A 16885-nucleotide genomic window follows, 5' to 3' on the forward strand; every position below is an offset into this window, starting at 1 on the left:
GTTATTATGCGATTTAGCGCAATAACCGACTGATTAAAAATACGTAAGGTGTGGGAAGTTTTTTGACGCGGCCTGCCCCGAGCTGGCTGAGTAAGTGTGAATTTAACGCAGCTGATGTTGCAAGTGAGAGATCAATGTCGAATAAACCGTTCCATTATCAAGATCCGTTCCCGCTGAAGAAAGACGATACCGAATACTATCTGTTAAGCCGCGATCACGTTTCCGTGAGCGAATTTGAAGGCCAGGAAGTTCTGAAAGTAGCCCCTGAAGCGTTAACCCTCCTTGCCCAGCACGCGTTTCATGACGCCTCATTTATGCTGCGCCCGGCGCACCAGCAGCAGGTTGCCGATATTCTCAAGGATCCGGACGCCAGCGAAAACGACAAATACGTTGCGCTGCAATTTTTGCGTAACTCAGAAATCGCCGCTAAAGGTATTTTGCCGACCTGTCAGGACACCGGTACCGCCATTATCGTCGGTAAAAAGGGCCAGCGCGTCTGGACCGGTGGCGGCGACGAAGAAGCGTTGTCACGCGGGGTGTACAACACCTTTATCGAAGACAACCTGCGCTATTCGCAAAACGCCGCGCTGGATATGTATAAAGAGGTCAACACCGGCAGCAACCTGCCGGCGCAGATCGACCTCTACAGCGTCGACGGCGAAGAATACAAATTCCTGTGTATTGCTAAAGGCGGCGGTTCTGCCAACAAAACCTACCTTTATCAGGAAACCAAAGCGCTGCTGTCTCCGGGCAAGCTGAAGGATTATCTGGTCGAGAAAATGCGTACGCTGGGCACCGCGGCTTGCCCGCCGTACCACGTGGCGTTCGTTATCGGCGGCACCTCGGCGGAAGCAACCCTGAAAACCGTAAAACTGGCCTCGACCAAGTACTATGACGGTCTGCCGACCGAAGGCAATGAGCACGGTCAGGCATTCCGCGACGTGGCGCTGGAAGAAGAGTTGCTGAAAGAAGCGCAGAACCTGGGATTGGGCGCGCAGTTTGGCGGTAAATACTTTGCGCATGACGTTCGCGTGGTGCGTCTGCCGCGCCATGGCGCATCCTGCCCGGTCGGAATGGGGGTTTCCTGCTCCGCTGACCGTAACATTAAAGGCAAGATCAACCGTGACGGCATCTGGCTAGAGAAGCTGGAGCATAATCCTGGCAAATTCATCCCGCAGGAGCTGCGTCAGGCCGGTGAGGGCGAGGCAATCAAGATTGACCTTAACCGCCCGATGGCCGAGATCCTCAAGCAGCTGTCGCAATACCCGGTATCCACCCGCCTGTCCTTGAGCGGTACCATCATCGTGGGTCGCGACATTGCACATGCCAAGCTGAAAGAGCGCCTGGACAGAGGGGAAGGTCTGCCGCAATACGTTAAGGATCATCCGATTTATTACGCAGGCCCGGCCAAAACGCCGGACGGCTACGCTTCCGGTTCACTGGGGCCAACCACTGCCGGGCGCATGGATTCTTACGTCGACCTGCTGCAGTCTCATGGCGGCAGCATGATCATGCTGGCGAAAGGTAACCGCAGCCAGCAGGTGACCGACGCCTGCCACAAGCACGGCGGCTTCTACCTCGGCAGCATCGGTGGCCCGGCGGCGGTACTGGCGCAGCAGAGCATCAAGAGCCTGACCTGCGTCGAATACCCGGAACTGGGTATGGAAGCGATCTGGAAAATCGAAGTGGAAGATTTCCCGGCGTTTATTCTGGTGGATGATAAAGGCAATGACTTCTTCCAGAAGATCCAGTCTGGCCAGTGTTCTCGCTGCGTGAAGTAACCGCCGAAAGGATTTGCCGCCCGCAGTGGGGCGGCAAATTTCAGGTTTTATCAACCCCTGTGTAAATTACTGTAGCCCGCTGGACGCGATGTTTTAACCTGTATACCCTACGCGCAAAGCACTAATACGCGCATAAAGGCATATTTGGAACAGAAGGTTCGGCAAACTCATGGAAACGCAGGAAAGTCATATCAGGGAATTGCTGGTCTGGATTGAAGACAACCTAACCAATCCCTTGTCATTGGATATCGTTTCTGCCAAATCAGGCTACTCGAAATGGTATCTGCAGCGAATGTTCAAAAAGCAGACCAGTTTGTCGCTGGCTTCCTATATTCGCGCGCGCCGCTTGTACCTCGCCGCTTTCGCCTTGCGTTATACGCAAAAAAGCATTCTTGATATTTCTATTGAATATCAATTCGATAACCAACAAACCTTTTCTCGCTGCTTCAAAAAGCACTTTGCCGAATCTCCCAGTGTTTATCGCCATGCGCGTAAACAGGACTTCAGCCATCTGGTTCGCTCGCTGTCGGTGAATCAGCCGGGGGATATCAAGGTCGATCGCGTCAAGGTCGCCAAGGGGCAGTATGCTATCCGAGGGAAGAGTTACCCTTACCATCTGGACATTACCGATCTGGATAAGTCGCACCTTCCCATCCGCAGCAAAATCAAAGAGACGTTCTATGCTCTGCTGGGTGAGCGCCCGGCATTGACCTATTCGCTGGCCCAGTTTGTGCCGGATGGGGAACGAGTGCGGGTGGATTATACCCTGGGTGTTGCGGCAGACTGCCCGGTCAGTGACGGTGCCGGGCTTGAAGCGCTGCCGGATATCTCCGGTGATTTTTGTCGTTTTTGCTATGCCGGCAAGCCGGTGGCCCTGAACGATCATATTGTGCAGATGTACACTCAGGTCTTGCCGCAACTTGGCCTGGCTCGCCGGGAAGGGCCTGACCTGACGATGTTCAACTATTCGCTAAATGAGCGGGAGGAGCTGCATCTTGAGCTCCAACACCTGGTGCCGGTGACTCCCCTTGACTGAGCGGGGTGGCAGAGCGGTTCTTTTGCTGCACGATATCTGCCATCACCGCCAGCGCGATTTCAGCCGGGGTCTTGCTGCCGAGCGGTAAGCCAATCGGGGCATGAATTCGCTCCAGCTCTTGTGGGCTGAATTCGGCAATCTGCTGCAGGCGTTGGCGACGACGCGCGCTGTTGCGCAACGATCCCATGGCGCCGATATAAAACGCCGGGGTATGGATAGCTTCCATTAGCGTCAGATCGTCCATGCGGGGATCGTGCGTCAGCGCGACAATCGCGGTATTGGCGTGACAGCCGCCGTCTTCAATAAACTTGGCAGGAAACTGACGCAGTAGCGTCACGTTGGATCTCAGCTGCGGGGCGAAATTTTCCAGCGCCTCCGGACGGTTCTCGCACACCAACACTTCAAACCCCAGCGAACTGGCGAAATCGGCGCAGTACAATGCCACGCTGGAAAGACCGGCGATCAGCAAACGCGGGGCTGCGGCAATATGCAGGGTAATTTGCGGGCCGCGGCGTTCCACCTGGGTCGCACTGGCGAAATCGGTCAACGTCAGGCTGCCGCAGGCATCCGGCAAAGTGAGGCGTTTGACCAGCGCATGGTGTCCGTTTAACGCGCCGGCGAGGGTTGTCAGGTAATCGATGCTCTCGTCGCCCGCCGGTAAATACTCAATCAGCACCTCCAGCACGCCGCCGCAGGGCAGCGCCACGTTGGGCTCCAGACCGCCCTCACCGTAACGAATGACCTGGCTGGCAGCCTGATACTCCCCGGCCGCCAGGCGCCGCAGAAAGTCTTCTTCCACGCATCCTCCGGACAGCGAGCCGCAATAATGCCCGTCCTGCGTGGCGGCCAACAGCGCCCCCGGCGATCGCGGTGAGGAGCCGTAAGTGCTCAGCACGGTGCACAGCCACACCGGTTGTTGTTTCAGCCAGTTTATCGCCTGGCTGACCACGGTGATATCGAGATGTTGCATAGATGAGTTACTCGCTGACCGGTAGCTGCGACGGAAGATCTATATCCTGCACGACAGTGGGTTGATCAAGATTAAGCCAGTGTACCGCCTGCTCTTTAAGCAGATCGCGTGCACCATTATCGCCACGTAATTGGCTCAGTTGTTTGCGCAATAGAGCGGAAAACCCAACCGGGTGACCCGGCTGTTGTTCAAAACGGGGACGGACAATGGCGTGGTGCTGCAACGCGCTGGCTACCTGCTGGAAAACCGCCGGGGTAACGAACGGCATATCCGCCAAATGAACCAACCAGCCTTGCCAGTGCGGCGTGGCGTTAACGCCGGCGGCAATGGAATCGCCAAGGCCGACGCTGGCCAGCAGCGTGACCGGAACCTGATAGGCGGCGCAAATCTGTTGAACCTGGCGGTTGTCTGGCCGGGTGACCACCCATAGGGGCAGGCCGGAAGCCAACGCTTGACGCAGCGTCTGTTCAAACAGCGAGCGTTGGCGGCCTGTGGCATCCGCAAACTCGGCATTTAATTTATTGCCTGCGCCACCGGCTTGAGAGAAGCGTTCTCCACGTCCGGCAGCGGCGATCACTATGCCTGTTGTCATCTTATCCGCCCGAATTTGCGCAACTTCTAATTACCTTACTAAAAATATGTGTTGTTGAGATGTGTTTTTATTGAAAATCGCATGTTAATCATCACATAATTTTGGTTATAAGCATATGCTTATGACGTCTACGGCAAGGTCGTCAGCGTTTGCGCAACACCACCGCTGAACACAAAACTACAATAAAGATGCAAAGGACTTTTTATGAGCAATTTCAACCCGTCGCGGCGTCGCTTTATCAAAAGCGCCGTGATAGCGGGGGTCTCCGTGTACCTCGCGCCCCTGTACAGCCGTGCCTATGCCGCGCTGTTTGAGCAGAAGATCCTCCAGTCCCCGAACTGGGATGCCCACGAGAAACGTATACGTTTTCGTATCGATGGCCGTGCCAAGGTCATGGGGCAGAAGGTCTTTGCCCGTGATATTCGCGCGGTGGATATGCCGCACTGGCCGCAGCAGCAGGCGCACGCCTTTATTTTGCGCGTCACTCAAGCAGACAAGCTGTTCGAAGGTATCGATCTCTCATTGCTGGGCGACGACCTGCAGCCCGATCGGCTGGTAACCGCCGAGGATTTGGCGCGCGACGGTTTGGCCTTCCCGGCATTTTACGGCGACGACATGCTGCTGCCGATTGGCAAAACCCCGGCTTACCTGGGCCAAGCGGTGGCAATCCTGATTTATCACGATTTTGCCCGTTTCCGCTTTGCCAAAGACAAGCTGAAATTCCGCGAAGGCACGATTAAATACGGGGCGCAAACCGGTCCGCTGCAGCGCGACCCTTGGGGCACTTTCCGCTATGTGCGGGTGGGGGGAGACAAGCCGTTCGATGACGACCGTTTTTCCAGCCTGAAGGATACTCCGATTTTCCCGATTTCGATGAAGAAACACCTGCCGGTCTGGCCGGAAGGACGCGAAGGCGGCAAGCTGGATCAGGAAGGCATGTATTACGCCGGCATGATTGCCGATGAGTTGAAAACGCCGCCGGATGAGTGGCTGGTGATGTCACGCCGCTATACCACGCAGTCCGTCGACACCTCCGCGCTGGAGCCGGACAACGCCAACGGCTGGTTCGATGCCGAGACGCAAACGTTGCATCTGGTGGTGCCGACTCAATCGCCGCAGGAAGTGGCCGATGAAATGCCGCGCATGCTGGCAAAACGCAATCCGCCAGTTAAACAGCTGATTCTGCACCCATGCTACACCGTCGGTTACGGTTCGAAAGATCACTTTAACTTCCCGTATTACGGCGCGGTGGCGGCGATGTACGGTGACGGGCACCCGGTTCGGCTGGCCAACGACCGTTTCGAACAGTTCCAGACTGCGCTGAAACGCCATGCCTTCGACATGAATTACCGCATTGCGGTAAACCGCCAAACCGGCGTGCTGCAGTCATTCCATGGTGAGATGACGGCAGACGGCGGTGGCCGCAGCAACTTTACGCCTTCGGTGGTGATGGTGGCGGCGACCGCGGCGCAGTCGATTTATTACTTCCCGAAAAGCGATTTGTCTGCGGTGGGGCTGGCTTCGCGCGCTATCGACGCAGGGTCGGCTCGAGGTTACGGCACGCTGCAAAGCATGGCCGCCACCGAAATGATGGTCGATGAGCTGGCTGCCGAACTGAAGATTGACCCGATTGAATTCCGTTTGCGCAACGTACTGAAATCCGGCATGAAAAATACGCAGGGGGCCATTCCTGCCGGGGCTATTCGCGCCGATGAAGTGCTGGAGAAGGCGGCGAAGCATGAGATGTGGCTGCAACGCGCCAAGCGCAAGGCGGAGTTTGAAAGCCAGCATCCGGGCAAACGCTATGGCGTAGGCTTTGGCTGCGTGCAAAAAGACTTCGGTACCGGTGCCGAAACTTCATTCGCCCGCGTCGAACTGGGAGAAGACGGGCGCATTATGCTGTATCACAGCGGTGCCGAGATGGGCACCGGCATGTCGACCTCACAATCGGTGTTGTGCGCACAGTGGCTGGGCAAACCGGCAGATGAGGCTCACTTCTCGGTGACCGACTGGTCAGTGCTGCCGATGGTTACCAGTGGCGATCCTTACGTTATGTCGCAGGCCGATCAGGATCGGTTGCAAACCAATCCGGCCTGGACGCCAAGCTACTGCTCACCTTCCAGCGCCAGCAACTCGGCGTATTACTTCTCGCACAGTACGCGCGAAGCGGCGCGGCTGATATTCGATCATGGCCTGTGGCCGGCAGCGATGGCCATTTGGCAATCCGGCCCCGGTGGCGGCCAGGCGGCACCTTTAGTGGTGCGCCGAGAGGATGCGCGTTGGGTGGAGGGGGGATTGACCGCTGCCGGTATGGAGGTGTTGAGCCTGGAGCGGCTGGCAAAACAACTTTACCAGATGGGCGGGATCGCAGGCGCGGCGGTGCACGTATTCAACCGCTGGCAGTGGGCGGAAGCGGACTTTACCCTGAGCGGCAATAGCGAACGCCTGCCGATTGATGGCCTGGCTGTGCGCAACGCCGGTGGCGAGTTCAAAACGCTGCCACGTAATCAGGTCTATTATCCCCCGACTCAACGCAATAACGCGGCGGTGACCTATTACAGTGCCGTCGGAACCCTTGCGGAAGTGGCGGTGGATATCGCCACCGGCCAGGTAGAACTGCTGAATCACCATTCGATCATGGAGTGCGGCAACCTGATTGTGCCGGAACTGGTTTCCGGCCAGTTGCAGGGCGGGTTGGCGATGGGAATTGGTCATGCACTGCACGAATATTTACCGCTGTACGAAGACGGGCCCGGTAACGGTACCTGGAACTTTAACCGCTACCACCTGCCACGCGCCAGCGATGTGGCGGTCTGGAAACAGACCGATGACATCCTGCCCGCGCTGTCGGAAACCGATCCGCCCAAAGGCATGGCCGAAGTGGTGATGATCCCGGTGGTCGCTGCCCTGGTCAACGCCATCGCCGACGCCACTGGCCACCGTTTCCGTGATTTGCCCGTTCGTGCAGAAAATATTCGTGAGGTATTACAATGAGCATCAAAACCCAACCGATTTCCCTGACCATCAACGATAAGCAATACGGCCCGATCGACGTACCTGAAGGGCTGATGATGATCGATTTCCTGCACGAGTATCTCGACCTGACCGGCTCGCGTCTTGGCTGCGGGCAGGGTATCTGCCACGCCTGCGTAGCAATTGTCGATCACCCAAGCGGTACCAGCGAAGAGGTGCGTACCTGTATCACCGGCGCGCACTTCTTTAGCGGCAAAAAAGTCCGCACCGTAGAGGGGCATGCCAAGGTGGATGCGCAGGGCGAAGTGGTGGAGTTGTCACCTATCCAGCAGGCGTTTCTGGAGCATTACAGCTTCCAGTGCGGCTACTGCACGCCGGGCTTTGTCAACGCCGCCACCATTTTTGTGGAAAAACTCAAGCGTGAACCCATTGCCCGTGAGCAACTGGAAAGCGCCATTGAACAGGCGCTGGACAGCCATATCTGCCGCTGTACCGGCTATGTTCGTTACTATGAAGCGGTTCGTGACGTGGTGCTCAAAACCCCGGGCCTGCTGAAGGAGACGGCGCAATGAAAAAACGTCTCGCACTGTTGATCCTGCTGGTGGTCATCATCGTCATCGCCGTGCTGTGGTGGCGTGAAAACCGCCGTTACGATGGCCCGGTGCAGCAGGTAACCGCCAGCACGGAACAGGTTGCCCGCGGTCGCTATCTGGCGCAGGCCGCCGACTGCGCCGCCTGCCATACCGCCAGCGGCGGCGCGCCCTTGGCCGGGGGCTATCCGCTGGAGACGCCGTTCGGCACTATCTATGGCAGTAACCTGACGCCTTCGGCCGATCATGGCATTGGCCGCTGGACCAAAGACGATTTCTTCCTGGCGCTGACTCAGGGTGTGGCACCGGGCGGGCGTCATCTGTACCCGGCGATGCCTTATACTTCGTATAAAGGTATTTCACGCCAGGATGCCGATGATATCTACGCCTATCTGATGACCCGACCGGCGGTGGACGTTGCCATTCCTGAAAACGACATGCCGTTCCCGTTTAATCAACGCATGGCGCTGATCGGTTGGAACCTGCTGTTCCGCAGCCAGGCGCCGTTGCCAGCCAGTTCACAAGGCAATTCGGCGCAGTGGCAACGCGGCCGTTACCTGGCGGATACGCTGGGTCACTGCGGAGAATGCCATACGCCACGCGGCATGCTGGGGCAGATGAATCTTGGCAAGCCGATGCAGGGGGGCGATTTGGGGCGCTTTATGGCACCGGACATCACGCCGCACGGATTGGCCCAGCGCGGCTGGACGCCGGATGACCTCAACCGTTTCCTGGCAACCGGGATGGCAACTCAGGGATCTGCGTTCAGTGAGATGCACATGGTGGTGGATCTCAGCACCCGTCATCTGACGCCGGAAGACCATCAAGCACTGGCGACCTATCTGATGGGTGAACAGCCGCCGGCCGCAGTGCCGATTAAAATCGGCCAGGGCAGCGATACCGGGCGTATCAGCTATCTGGATCAGTGCTCCGGCTGCCATGCACGGGAAGGTGAGGGCAAACCGCACGTAGCGGTGGCGATGCGCGATAACGCCACGCTGCGCCAACCGGATGCCAAGAATCTGATTGTCTCGGTGCTGGACGGTTTACCGGCGCAGCAATTCCCCAACGGCGAAAGTATGCAGAGCATGCCGGCCTTTGGCGAACGTCTGGACGATGCGCAAGTGGCGGAGCTGGTGAACTATCTGCGCGTAACCTGGGGGGGCTTGCCGGCGGATATCACCGCCGAGCAGGTGAAGGTCCTGCGCAAGAAATAGCCTAAGTCAGGCTAAAAAAATGGCCCGCAGTTTTACACTGCGGGCCATTTTGTTTTTGGCGTGAACTAGCTGCGGCTGGTTGCGCTCATTGCACGCTGGCTACGTTGCTTGACGATATAGCCAATGGCCAAAATTGCCACCCAAACCGGGATCAGCAACACCGAGATTTGAATGCCCGGCGTCAGATACATGATCACCAGGATACCGGCCATAAACACCAGGCACAGGTAGTTGCTGAACGGATACCAGAAGGCCTTGAACTTCGGCTCTACGCCTTCGCGGTTCTTGGCTGCGCGGAACTTCAGGTGCGCCAGGCTGATCATCGCCCAGTTGATCACCAGCGCCGAGACCACCAGCGCCATCAGCAATTCGAATGCGCGACCGGGGATCAGGTAGTTAATCAGCACGCAGAACGCCGTGGCCGTTGCGGAGACGGCGATAGCGATAACCGGTACGCCGCGGCCGTCCACCTTCAGCAGGCTCTTCGGACCGTTGCCTTGCTTCGCCAGGCCGTACAGCATGCGGCTGTTGCAGTAAACGCAGCTGTTGTACACAGACAGGGCGGCGGTCAACACCACGATGTTCAGCACGGTTGCTACCAGGTTGCTGTTCAGCGCGTGGAAGATCAGCACGAACGGGCTGCCGCCTTCCACCACTTTGCCCCAAGGGTACAGCGACAGCAAAATGGTCAGTGAGCCGATATAGAACAGCAGGATGCGGTAGATCACCTGGTTGGTGGCTTTGGGAATGCTTTTCTGCGGGTTGTCGGCCTCCGCGGCGGTAATACCCACCAGCTCGAGTCCACCAAACGAGAACATGATCACCGCCATTGCCATTACCAGCCCCATGATGCCGTTCGGGAAGAACCCGCCCTGTGCCCACAAGTTGGTTACGGTGGCTTCCGGGCCGCCCAGGCCGCTGAACAGCAGGTAGGCACCGAACACGATCATGCCGATAATCGCCACGACTTTGATGATGGCAAACCAGAATTCCATCTCGCCGTAGACCTTAACATTCGCCAGGTTGATGGCGTTGATGGCCAGGAAGAAGACCGCCGCCGATACCCAGGTTGGGATCTCCGGCCACCAGTACTGCACATAGATACCGACCGCGGTCAGTTCCGCCATCGCCACCAATACATACAGCACCCAGTAGTTCCAGCCGGAAGCAAAGCCGGCAAAATTGCCCCAGTATTTATAGGCGAAGTGGCTAAACGAACCGGCAACCGGCTCTTCCACTACCATTTCACCCAGCTGGCGCATGATCAGAAATGCGATAAAGCCGCCAATGGCATAGCCGAGAATGACCGAAGGACCGGCCATTTTTATTGTTTGCGCTATCCCGAGAAATAGCCCGGTACCAATAGCGCCCCCTAGAGCAATAAGCTGAATATGGCGGTTTTTCAGGCCGCGCTTCAGCTGGTCGCCATGCTGTTGACCATCCATCAATGAAACCCTCTGTCGTTGCAGAATTACTCACATGCTGTAAAGCAGTGGTTACGATGTGTGTTTTATTTTATTTACGGCGTTATATCTATTAATTCCACGGAGCCGCTACCGTTTGGCAAAGAATAATGTTATGCGCGTCAGTTTGCACCTGCTTTATAGGGTGAGTGATTAAGATTTCAGCAGTTTAGGAAACAAAATGCGGGTTGTGTGACGGCAGGGGGGATTCAGTGCATGAAATAAGCAGCAAATCACATAATGCGCAAAAATAATTTAGCGCTGGTCGCTTTGGTTCGGCGAAATATTGACCGGTTGAGCGCACCTTATGCGCTGCAAATAGCTATTCGTTAAAGCTTAATAAACATGCAATAAAATCCTGCCTTTGATGCTTCAGTCTGCCTGACGGCAGGTTTCGCAAAAGTTAAATCAAAAACCTACCTCGTAAATGGTATTACCAAGCGTGCGTTAGCGGTTTGCAGCAGCTCTGGTATTGAGGTGTTAAAATGTGCGGGTAACCTGATTTCGATCAAGGCCCATATGGACAGGAGGTGAATACTTTGTTACTTTACCGTCACGTTTTTGAAATTGGTATTACCAATTGACTCCGCGCCATTCGCAGAGAAGAATTCACCCATGGCCTACAGCAAAATCCGCCAACCCAAGTTGTCAGATGTTATCGAGCAGCAGCTCGAACACCTGATCCTCGAGGGAACACTGCGTCCAGGCGAAAAACTGCCACCGGAGCGCGAGCTGGCGAAACAATTTGATGTTTCCCGTCCTTCTCTGAGAGAGGCCATCCAGCGCCTGGAAGCCAAAGGGCTGCTCCTGCGCCGTCAGGGCGGTGGTACCTTTGTGCAAACTAATCTGTGGCAGAGCTTCAGCGATCCTCTGGCTGAACTGTTGGCCGACCACCCTGAATCACAATTCGATCTGTTGGAAACCCGTCATGCCCTCGAAGGCATTGCTGCCTATTACGCGGCGTTGCGCGGCACCGACGAAGATCTGGCGCGCATCCGCGATTGCCACATTGTGATCCAGCAGGCCCAGGAAAGCGGCGATCTCGACGCCGAAGCCGACGCGGTCATGCAGTATCAAATCGCCGTGACCGAAGCTGCCCACAACGTTGTGTTACTTCACCTGCTACGCTGCATGGGGCCGATGCTGGAACAGAACGTACGTCAGAACTTTGAATTGCTCTACTCGCGCCGTGAGATGTTGGCAAAGGTGAGCAGCCACCGCGCCGGAATTTTTGAGGCGATTGTGGCACGCGAGCCGGAAAAGGCCCGTGAAGCCTCGCACCGCCATTTGGCGTTTATCGAGGAAATCTTGCTGGATCTCAGCCGGGAGCATACTCGGCGCGAGAGATCGCTACGGCGTCTCCAGCAACGCAAGGATTAAGAGCGTTCTCTTCAGGGCACACCAGCCTGCGGAGCTTTCGTTCGAAGTGCTTAGTTAAGCATTTAAGCGGCAACTAAACTGATGGGCCTGTCTTCGTGTGTTTTGCCTCAGAACACAGGAAGACAGGCTCCAAAACAAACCATTAGACAGATAAGGAATACCACCATGTCAGAACGTTTAAACAATGACGTGGATCCGATCGAAACCCGCGACTGGCTGCAGGCGATCGAATCGGTCATCCGTGAAGAGGGTGTTGAGCGAGCTCAGTTTCTGATTGATCAGGTATTGGGTGAAGCCCGTAAAGGCGGTGTTAGCGTTGCAGCCGGTGCTGCGGCTCACAACTACGTCAACACCATCGCGGTGGAAGACGAACCTGCTTACCCTGGTAACCTGGATCTTGAGCGTCGTATCCGCAGCGCTATCCGCTGGAACGCGGTAATGACCGTGCTGCGCGCTTCCAAGAAAGATCTGGACCTGGGCGGCCACATGGCTTCCTTCCAATCTTCCGCGACCTTCTATGAAGTCTGCTTCAACCACTTCTTCCGTGCACGCAACGAGCAAGACGGCGGCGATCTGGTTTACTTCCAGGGCCACATCTCTCCGGGCGTTTACGCACGTGCCTTCCTTGAAGGCCGCTTGACCGAAGACCAAATGAACAACTTCCGTCAGGAAGTTCACGGTAAAGGCCTGTCTTCTTACCCGCATCCTAAACTGATGCCTGAATTCTGGCAGTTCCCAACCGTTTCCATGGGCCTGGGCCCAATCAGCGCCATCTACCAGGCGAAGTTCCTGAAATATCTGGAACACCGTGGCCTGAAGAACACCTCTGCTCAAACCGTTTACGCCTTCCTGGGCGACGGTGAGATGGATGAGCCGGAATCCAAAGGTGCGATCACTATCGCCACCCGTGAGAAACTGGACAACCTGGTGTTCGTCATCAACTGTAACCTGCAACGTCTGGACGGCCCAGTCACCGGTAACGGCAAGATCATCAATGAACTGGAAGGTATCTTCTCCGGCGCAGGCTGGCAGGTACTGAAAGTGATTTGGGGCGGTCGTTGGGACGAACTGCTGCGTAAAGACACCAGCGGCAAGCTGATCCAGCTGATGAACGAAACCCTGGACGGCGACTACCAGACCTTCAAATCCAAAGACGGCGCTTACGTACGTGAGCACTTCTTCGGCCGCTTCCCGGAAACCGCCGCCCTGGTCAAAGACATGACCGACGACGAAATCTGGGCGCTGAACCGCGGTGGTCACGATCCGAAGAAAGTCTTCGCTGCACTGAAAAAAGCGCAGGACACCCAAGGCAAACCAACCGTTATCCTGGCCCATACCATTAAAGGTTACGGCATGGGTGAAACCGCGGAAGGTAAAAACATCGCTCACCAGGTGAAGAAAATGAACATGGAAGGGGTTCACCACTTCCGCGATCGTTTCAATGTGCCAGTTGCCGATGCCGACATCGAAAAACTGCCGTACATCACCTTCGAGAAAGACTCTGAAGAGTACAAATACCTGCACGAACGCCGTCAGGCGCTGAAAGGTTATGTACCGACCCGTCTGCCAGCCTTCACCCAGAAGCTGGAAATGCCGGCTCTGGAAGACTTCAGCTCACTGCTGGAAGAGCAGAACAAAGAAATCTCCACCACCATCGCCTTCGTGCGTGCCCTGAACGTGATGCTGAAGAACAAGTCGATCAAAGATCGTCTGGTTCCAATCATCGCTGACGAAGCGCGTACCTTCGGTATGGAAGGTCTGTTCCGTCAGATCGGTATCTACAGCCCGAACGGTCAGCAATATACCCCGCAGGACCGTGAGCAGGTTGCTTACTACAAAGAAGACGAAAAAGGTCAGATCCTGCAGGAAGGCATCAACGAACTGGGCGCAGCATCTTCATGGCTGGCCGCAGCGACTTCCTACAGCACCAACGATCTGCCGATGATTCCGTTCTACATCTACTACTCGATGTTCGGTTTCCAGCGTATCGGTGACCTGTGCTGGGCAGCAGGCGACCAACAGGCGCGCGGCTTCCTGATCGGCGGTACTTCAGGCCGTACCACCCTGAACGGTGAAGGTCTGCAGCACGAAGACGGCCACAGCCACATTCAGTCTCTGACTATCCCTAACTGTATCTCTTACGATCCAGCTTATGCATACGAAGTGGCAGTGATCATGCATGACGGTCTGGTCCGCATGTACGGCGACGCGCAAGAAAACGTCTACTACTACATCACCACGCTGAACGAAAACTACCACATGCCGGCCATGCCGCAGGGCGCAGAAGAAGGTATCCGCAAAGGTATCTACAAGCTGGACACTCTGGCAGGCAGCAAAGGCAAGGTTCAGTTGCTGGGTTCAGGTTCTATCCTGCGTCACGTACGTGAAGCGGCGAAGATCCTGGCAGACGATTACGGCGTGGGTTCTGACATCTACAGCGTGACTTCCTTCACTGAACTGGCGCGTGATGGCCAGGACTGCGAGCGTTGGAACATGCTGCACCCAACCGAAACTCCACGTGTACCGTACATTGCTCAGGTGATGAACGATGCGCCGGCGGTTGCGTCTACCGACTACATGAAGCTGTTTGCAGAACAGGTTCGTACTTACGTTCCAGCCAGCGACTATCGCGTACTGGGTACTGACGGCTTCGGTCGTTCAGACAGCCGCGAAAACCTGCGCCACCACTTTGAAGTTGACGCTTCTTACGTTGTGGTTGCTGCACTGGGTGAACTGGCTAAACGCGGTGAAATCGAAGCTTCTGTGGTAGCTGATGCGATTAAGAAATTCGACATCAACCCAGAAAAAGTTAACCCGCGTCTGGCATAAGAGGTACAGAAGAAATGTCTATCGAAATCAAAGTACCGGACATCGGTGCAGACGAAGTGGAAATCACCGAGATTCTGGTGAAAGTGGGCGATAAAGTTGAAGCTGAACAATCGCTGATCACCGTTGAAGGTGACAAAGCTTCCATGGAAGTCCCTTCCCCGCAGGCGGGTGTGGTTAAAGAGATCAAAGTTGCCGTCGGTGATAAAACCGAAACCGGCAAACTGCTGATGATCTTTGAAGCGGAAGGGGCGGCTCAGGCCGCACCTGCTGCCAAGGCTGAAGAAAAACCGGCTGCGGCACCTGCTGCTCCGGCTGCCGCGGCTGCCAAAGACGTTGCCGTACCGGACATCGGTGCCGACGAAGTGGAAGTGACCGAGATCCTGGTGAAAGTGGGCGACAAGGTGGAAGCCGAGCAGTCCCTGATCACCGTTGAAGGCGACAAGGCTTCCATGGAAGTCCCTGCACCGTTCGCAGGCACCGTGAAAGAGATCAAAATCGGCACTGGCGACAAAGTCACCACCGGTTCTCTGATCATGGTATTCGAAGTGGCTGGCGCAGCTTCTGCTGCCGCTCCGGCTGCGGCTGAAACGCCTGCTGCTCCAGCGGCACCGGCTGCCTCTGCGGCCAAAGACGTTGCCGTACCGGATATCGGTGGCGATGAAGTAGAAGTGACCGAAGTGATGGTGAAAGTGGGCGACAAAGTTGCCGCTGAGCAGTCACTGATCACCGTTGAAGGTGACAAGGCTTCTATGGAAGTGCCGGCACCGTTCGCAGGTACCGTGAAAGAAATCAAAATCAGCGCCGGCGATAAAGTGAAAACCGGCTCCCTGATCATGGTGTTCGAAGTTGAAGGCGCTGCACCAGCGGCTGCTCCTGCTCAAAAAGCAGAAGCAGCGCCGGCACCGGCTGCCAGCGCGGCACCAGCCAAACAGGCTGCTCCAGCTGCCAAAGGTGAGTTCGCCGAGAACGACGCTTATGTGCATGCCACCCCGGTCATCCGCCGCCTGGCGCGTGAGTTCGGTGTAAACCTGGCGAAAGTGAAAGGCACCGGTCGTAAAGGCCGCATCCTGCGCGAAGACGTTCAGACTTACGTGAAAGACGCGGTCAAACGTGCAGAAGCGGCGCCAGCTGCTGCTGTCGGTGGCGGTCTGCCAGGCATGCTGCCATGGCCGAAAGTGGACTTCAGCAAGTTCGGTGAGATCGAAGAAGTTGAACTGGGCCGCATCCAGAAAATCTCGGGTGCCAACCTGAGCCGTAACTGGGTGATGATCCCGCACGTGACTCACTTCGACAAAACCGACATCACCGATCTGGAAGCTTTCCGCAAGCAACAGAACGAAGAAGCGGCCAAGCGTAAGCTGGATGTGAAGTTCACCCCGGTGGTGTTCATCATGAAAGCCGTTGCTGCCGCTCTGGAGCAGATGCCGCGTTTCAATAGCTCTCTGTCCGAAGATGGTCAGAAGCTGACGCTGAAAAAGTACATCAACGTCGGTGTTGCGGTTGATACGCCAAACGGCCTGGTGGTTCCGGTATTCAAAGATGTGAACAAGAAGAGCATCACCGAACTGTCCCGTGAGCTGATGGCTATCTCCAAAAAAGCGCGTGACGGTAAACTGACCGCCGGCGAAATGCAGGGTGGCTGTTTCACCATCTCCAGCCTGGGCGGTATCGGGACAACTCACTTCGCGCCGATAGTGAACGCGCCGGAAGTGGCTATCCTGGGTGTCTCCAAGTCTGCTATGGAGCCAGTCTGGAACGGTAAAGAGTTCGTGCCGCGCCTGATGATGCCAATGTCGCTCTCCTTCGACCACCGTGTTATCGATGGTGCAGATGGTGCGCGCTTTATTACCATCATCAACAACATGCTGGCTGATATCCGCCGTATGGTGATGTAATGAAAAAAGGGCGCAGCATGCTGCGCCCTTATCGCTTCTGTAGCAGTTTTGTCGGTTTTTGCACGACTCGACAAAATTGTTGAGACACGGGTCACTCGAACACGCTTTGCAGATTATTAACAATTCTGTAAACTGCTCGCGGTGTAAGCGTCCCGGTGG

11 protein-coding genes are annotated in these 16885 nt (G+C 56.1%); 8 read left to right on the plus strand and 3 right to left on the minus strand.

The genetic code is table 11. From position 1 onward, the window contains the following. Window positions 1-134 precede the first annotated feature (134 nt). Window positions 135-1781, plus strand: coding sequence for a class I fumarate hydratase FumA (fumA, locus tag AAZT04_RS16030; protein ID WP_020828593.1), 1647 nt, complete (start codon window positions 135-137; stop codon window positions 1779-1781). A 169-nt stretch (window positions 1782-1950) separates the two neighbouring features. Then, a complete protein-coding gene (locus tag AAZT04_RS16035) occupies window positions 1951-2817 on the plus strand; it encodes a helix-turn-helix domain-containing protein (protein WP_020828592.1) in 867 nt (288 codons plus the stop codon). On the opposite strand, the gene AAZT04_RS16040 is transcribed toward AAZT04_RS16035, so the two are convergent. Both AAZT04_RS16040 and AAZT04_RS16045 read right to left on the minus strand, forming a co-directional pair. Further along, window positions 2741-3787: an XdhC family protein gene (locus AAZT04_RS16040; protein WP_020828591.1), complete on the minus strand. Its 1047-nt coding sequence runs from the start codon at window positions 3785-3787 to the stop codon at window positions 2741-2743. The two genes, AAZT04_RS16035 and AAZT04_RS16040, sit on opposite strands and share 77 nt — an antisense overlap. A gap of 7 nt (window positions 3788-3794) precedes the next feature. After that, on the minus strand, window positions 3795-4379 hold the full coding sequence (locus tag AAZT04_RS16045) for a nucleotidyltransferase family protein (protein WP_128865427.1): 585 nt from the start codon (window positions 4377-4379) through the stop codon (window positions 3795-3797). A gap of 204 nt (window positions 4380-4583) precedes the next feature. On the opposite strand from AAZT04_RS16045, the gene AAZT04_RS16050 reads away from it, so the two are divergent. Genes AAZT04_RS16050 through AAZT04_RS16060 form a run of 3 tightly spaced genes read left to right on the plus strand, consistent with a single transcriptional unit; the run spans window position 4584 to window position 9159 of the window. Continuing rightward, window positions 4584-7373, plus strand: coding sequence for a xanthine dehydrogenase family protein molybdopterin-binding subunit (locus AAZT04_RS16050; RefSeq protein ID WP_434680934.1), 2790 nt, complete (start codon window positions 4584-4586; stop codon window positions 7371-7373). After that, on the plus strand, window positions 7370-7924 hold the full coding sequence (locus AAZT04_RS16055; protein ID WP_116691759.1) for a (2Fe-2S)-binding protein: 555 nt from the start codon (window positions 7370-7372) through the stop codon (window positions 7922-7924). The genes AAZT04_RS16050 and AAZT04_RS16055 overlap by 4 nt, the downstream gene beginning before the upstream one ends. Further along, window positions 7921-9159, plus strand: a complete 1239-nt coding sequence (locus AAZT04_RS16060; RefSeq protein WP_434680938.1) for a c-type cytochrome — start codon at window positions 7921-7923, stop codon at window positions 9157-9159. The genes AAZT04_RS16055 and AAZT04_RS16060 overlap by 4 nt, the downstream gene beginning before the upstream one ends. 65 nt (window positions 9160-9224) lie before the next feature. On the opposite strand, the gene AAZT04_RS16065 is transcribed toward AAZT04_RS16060, so the two are convergent. Next, window positions 9225-10604, minus strand: coding sequence for an amino acid permease (locus tag AAZT04_RS16065; protein ID WP_046372651.1), 1380 nt, complete (start codon window positions 10602-10604; stop codon window positions 9225-9227). Between the two features lie 633 nt (window positions 10605-11237). Here AAZT04_RS16065 and pdhR point away from each other — a divergent pair. The 3 genes from pdhR (at window position 11238) to aceF (ending at window position 16726) form a co-directional block, all read left to right on the plus strand. Continuing rightward, entirely contained in the window at window positions 11238-12002 is a 765-nt protein-coding gene (pdhR, locus tag AAZT04_RS16070) for a pyruvate dehydrogenase complex transcriptional repressor PdhR (RefSeq protein WP_020828585.1), read from the plus strand. 165 nt (window positions 12003-12167) lie between these two features. Continuing rightward, window positions 12168-14831 carry a pyruvate dehydrogenase (acetyl-transferring), homodimeric type gene (gene aceE, locus AAZT04_RS16075; RefSeq protein ID WP_020828584.1) on the plus strand — a complete coding sequence of 888 codons (2664 nt, stop codon included), beginning with the start codon at window positions 12168-12170 and terminating at the stop codon, window positions 14829-14831. A 14-nt stretch (window positions 14832-14845) separates the two neighbouring features. After that, on the plus strand, window positions 14846-16726 hold the full coding sequence (aceF, locus tag AAZT04_RS16080; RefSeq protein ID WP_048760043.1) for a pyruvate dehydrogenase complex dihydrolipoyllysine-residue acetyltransferase: 1881 nt from the start codon (window positions 14846-14848) through the stop codon (window positions 16724-16726). The last annotated feature ends 159 nt before the right edge of the window (window positions 16727-16885 follow it).

Origin of the sequence: Serratia sp. Je.1.23.a (assembly GCF_051129805.1) — a bacterium.
GTDB classification, from domain to species: domain Bacteria; phylum Pseudomonadota; class Gammaproteobacteria; order Enterobacterales; family Enterobacteriaceae; genus Serratia; species Serratia liquefaciens.